7 protein-coding genes are annotated in these 3,670 nt (G+C 61.0%); all 7 read right to left on the reverse strand.

Going from position 1 to position 3,670, the window contains the following annotated elements:
• Positions 1–280: GPW/gp25 family protein (locus EOA24_RS30715; RefSeq protein WP_145992553.1), on the reverse strand; the 280-nt coding region annotated here is incomplete at its 3' end.
• A complete protein-coding gene (locus EOA24_RS30720) occupies positions 277–495 on the reverse strand; it encodes a hypothetical protein (RefSeq protein WP_126083003.1) in 219 nt (72 codons plus the stop codon). The genes EOA24_RS30715 and EOA24_RS30720, both read right to left, overlap by 4 nt.
• A 120-nt stretch (positions 496–615) precedes the next feature.
• Positions 616–765 carry a hypothetical protein gene (locus EOA24_RS41925; RefSeq protein ID WP_189343148.1) on the reverse strand — a complete coding sequence of 50 codons (150 nt, stop codon included), beginning with the start codon at positions 763–765 and terminating at the stop codon, positions 616–618.
• Positions 766–927: 162 nt separating this feature from the next.
• Positions 928–1,473 (reverse strand): phage baseplate assembly protein V, encoded by a 546-nt coding sequence (locus EOA24_RS41930; protein WP_189343149.1) that lies wholly within the window; start codon positions 1,471–1,473, stop codon positions 928–930.
• Positions 1,473–2,294 (reverse strand): hypothetical protein, encoded by an 822-nt coding sequence (locus EOA24_RS41315; RefSeq protein WP_149998629.1) that lies wholly within the window; start codon positions 2,292–2,294, stop codon positions 1,473–1,475. The genes EOA24_RS41930 and EOA24_RS41315 overlap by 1 nt, the downstream gene beginning before the upstream one ends.
• A 97-nt stretch (positions 2,295–2,391) precedes the next feature.
• Positions 2,392–2,784, reverse strand: coding sequence for a hypothetical protein (locus EOA24_RS30730; protein WP_126083004.1), 393 nt, complete (start codon positions 2,782–2,784; stop codon positions 2,392–2,394).
• A gap of 680 nt (positions 2,785–3,464) precedes the next feature.
• On the reverse strand, positions 3,465–3,670 hold a 206-nt coding region (locus tag EOA24_RS41935; protein WP_189354367.1), incomplete at its 5' end, for a hypothetical protein.

The raw sequence follows: 3,670 nt of genomic DNA on the forward strand, positions 1-3,670 counted from the left end.
AGTCGGAGGAGCCGGTGCGGTCGAGCGTCAGCGGCGAGATGCGCGTCGGCGTAAAGCGCGGCTCGAAGAGCAGGATCACGGCCGCGACCGACCACTGGAAACGGATGACGGTCTGCACATTCGCCAGTTCGCCCAGCAAAGCGGGCACCGGGCTGCCGACATATTCCCGCAAGACGCGCTCGAAATAGCGCGTCGTCAGCAAGATCTCGATCGCCTGGATGACGTTGTCCCAGCCGCTCTGGCGGAGACCGGTCGAGCGATCCATGCCGAACTGGGTCACCCTTCTTCGTCCTTCGGACAACGAAGAGCGGGCCCTTCCTTTGACACCTTGGCCGCACGGGGTTTGCTGGCCTCAGCCTTCGGCGAAGGCGGCGGCGCGGTCGGCTCGACGACATGCCCGCGAAGGCGCTCGTAGATAGCCTGCGACAGTGTCAAGTCGATCGACGTTCCCGCCGCGCCGAGATGCGGCGCGCGGTGCGTTATGATGAGCTGCATGAAAGCCCTCCTAGTGGTGAACGCCCAACGCTTGGTACCCCCGAGCGTGAGGCAACTCTGGGCCACAACGCCGACACAACACGCTAGGAATTAGACTCTGAGGTGGTCGTGATATGGTTCTCAGCGTTCGTCAGGTTTCGCTCTAACCCGAACGGCGACTACGCCGACCACTCCTAAAAGGACGACAAGCAAGGTAACATACCAATATTCGTACATGTAGTAGATGGCCAGAATCGCCACTGCAGCCACAATTTGTAGCAGGGATTCCATTGCGCCTCCAAGCACCCAGCATATGGGATTATTGTCGCATATCCTTGCCCTGAAGTTGCCCGTCGGACATTACTGCACCATTAACGAGACTCACACCCCAGTTCTCTGCGTTGGATGTTTTCTGCCATTCCCTGTGGGCATTCACACGCTAGGTTTTCACCACTAGTCGGCGGCAAAGACCTTCGAGGACCCCTCGACGATTGGCCAAAAGCCGGTCGAGGACCCTGACATGACGTGAACCTTGTCGCCGACGCGGGCGACCTTCTTCCCTTCGGCCGCGCCGAGGTCGACGCGCGAGGCCGACAGCTCAGCGCGATCACCGCCGCCGTCGAACAGCATGGCCGCCCCGCCGAACTTCGACAGGATCCTCGTGCCCGGGTCGGATGAAGGCGCGGCGCTCTGGTCCGAAAAGGTCATCGGTAACAGAACCGCCTGGCGCATGTCGCCATGCGACGCGACCAGCATCATCTGCTGGCCGTCCGTCGGCGGCCGCCATGATTTCTCGTCGCCGGCGATCTCCGCCCAGGGCCGCAACGGCGACAGGAATTCGCGGCCGTTGGCATCGGACAGCAGGAGCTGCGCCCGCTTAGCCTCGTGGTCGACCTTCTTCACCGTGCCGAACCGCAGATTGCCGGCAACCATGCGCTTGATCGCGGCGATATCGGCCTGAAGGCCGAGAATGACCTTCACCAGTTCCGGGTCATGCATCAGCCGGTACCGCCAAGATCCGGATCGGGCAGGATGTCTTCCGTCAGTTCGGTCTGGGCGCCGTTGATCACGGTGCCGATAGTCTCGAAATCGACGGCCTCGACGAAGGCCGGAAGCGCGTCCGGAGGCGCCACGCCCAGCATGCCGGGCACCGCTGCCGTGGTCATCAGGGTCGACTGCACCTTCTGCCAGCTCGTCAGATCGGCACCCTTGCCGAGCTCGGCGCGCATGATGGTGACCGCCGCTTGATAGTCCGCGACTGTAGAGAGCCCGGTCAGCGCCGCGTCTATGACGGCTGGCAGCGGCGCGCCGGGCGCGGGATCGCAGACCGGCTCGATCTCGATCTCGACCATGCGGATGGCATGCTTGCGGCCGCCCTCCGGATCGACACCGCGCGCGGCTTTCACCGGGCCGATCGCCGCAACGAGAGCGCGGAAGCATTCGGCGAAGGCATTGTTCGGGTCCGACAGTACGCGCCGCCATTGGCGGTCGAGCATGTCGAGCGAGAATTCAAGCCCGGCGTCGGTCGGCGCGATCTCGATCTGGCTGACGGTCTGACCATCGGTCGTCTGATAGGTGACGCTCGAGGCGACGATCAGGTCGAGCGCGAAGGTCACCGTGCCGGAGGTGACGAAGAAGCCTTCGTTCTGACCCGTGTACCTGGCCTCATCGATCCGCACCAGGACGACCGGCGTCTGCCGGTCGCTCATGATCGAAGACAAGGCCTCGATCGAGGAATCGGTAACGCCATCGGCGGCGATGGTGTTGCCGCGCAGCGCCTGGACGGCCAGCATGCGCAGCATGGCGTTCACGAGGCTCATTTCAGTTCTGTCCTTCGCTTGCCGCGGCTTCGCCGCTCGCTGCGGACGGCCGGGCAAAAGTGCCCGACGGGCGGTCGCCCTTGCCGCCTTTGGCGGATCATGCCGCAGCCTTCAAATTCGACAGATAGAACACGATCAACTCGGGAAGGTCGTCGACGACGCGCTCGATAGCGTAGATCGGCTCGGTCGGGCGGCTGGTGACTTCGCAGTGGTCGCCGGCCTTCGGCAGCCAAGCCATGTCCTCGCGCGGGATCGAGATCGTGCACAGCCGCCCGGCAAAGCGGATCGGCGCCATGCCGCGATCGTGGCCGCCCAGGAATTCGAGGTCCGGGTTGATGTCGAACCGCCCCTTGACACCGACCATGGCCGGCCGGGACGGATCATTGGCAACCGACATCTCGCCCCGAACCTTGGCGCGGATGGTGATCAGGTCACCGAGGCGGGCGCGCGTCTCATGGACAAGGCGCGAGCGGGCTGCACGAATGTCCATGAAAGGCTCCGATCTCTGGTTCTCCGCCGGCGAATATCATCGGCGAGAGTGGATTGATGAGGACCGCCCATCTCGTTGATAGCGCAGATTTGGGTGGCAAGGCGGAGGAGTACACGTATATTGACTTACGATCTGAGCGAGGCGTAGCCTGGGTAATCCTTAGGCTGAGACGATAACGTTGCGATGATAAACAGTTCCTGTAGGGTGGTAGTTTTGCATCGAAAACGCGAGCTACTATGGTATTAACTTTCTTTATAAGTGGTATTTTGATGACGGCTCTTGTCATTGCCGTTGCCGGTTATGCTCAAAATTCGTATTATAAAAGGAAATCTGCTCGCTGGCCATCTGTCGAAGCCACGGTAATAGATCGACTTTTGCGTGGATCCGATCCTCCGGATTATAATCTGCAAGTGCGGTACGAATTTAACGGGAGAATATTCCATTCGATACTGCGTGACAATTTTCATACCCTTAGTGACAAATTGAATACAGGGGACAAGCTATTTATAAAAGTCGATCCTGAGGATAATTCTATCTGCTTTGTAAGCTGATTTCCGGCCTGCCCGGCGTCCTTTGCCGCTTCTCGCGGTTTTATCCGCCTTGTAAGAGGCGAAATGGTCGTAGATCAGATGCTGCTGCACGAATGTCCTTGAGAGGCTTCCGATACAGCAGACCCGCGCCTAGCCGAGATCCATCTGGCTGGACTCGTCGGCGCGCACCAAGTCGACCTTGGTGGCCGGGCGGGCGACGCCCCTAGCGACCAAATCGTCAAGCTGCTTCTTGTCGACATCGAAGATCGTGCCGGGCGCCTTGGCCTCGATTTCGGCGCGCTTGATGGTCTTGCCTTCCGGGCTTCTCTCGCCCGGCGTCTTGCACAGGTGGACGG

The sequence above is a fragment of the Mesorhizobium sp. M2A.F.Ca.ET.039.01.1.1 genome (assembly GCF_003998035.1).
In the GTDB taxonomy this organism is placed as follows: Bacteria; Pseudomonadota; Alphaproteobacteria; order Rhizobiales; family Rhizobiaceae; genus Mesorhizobium.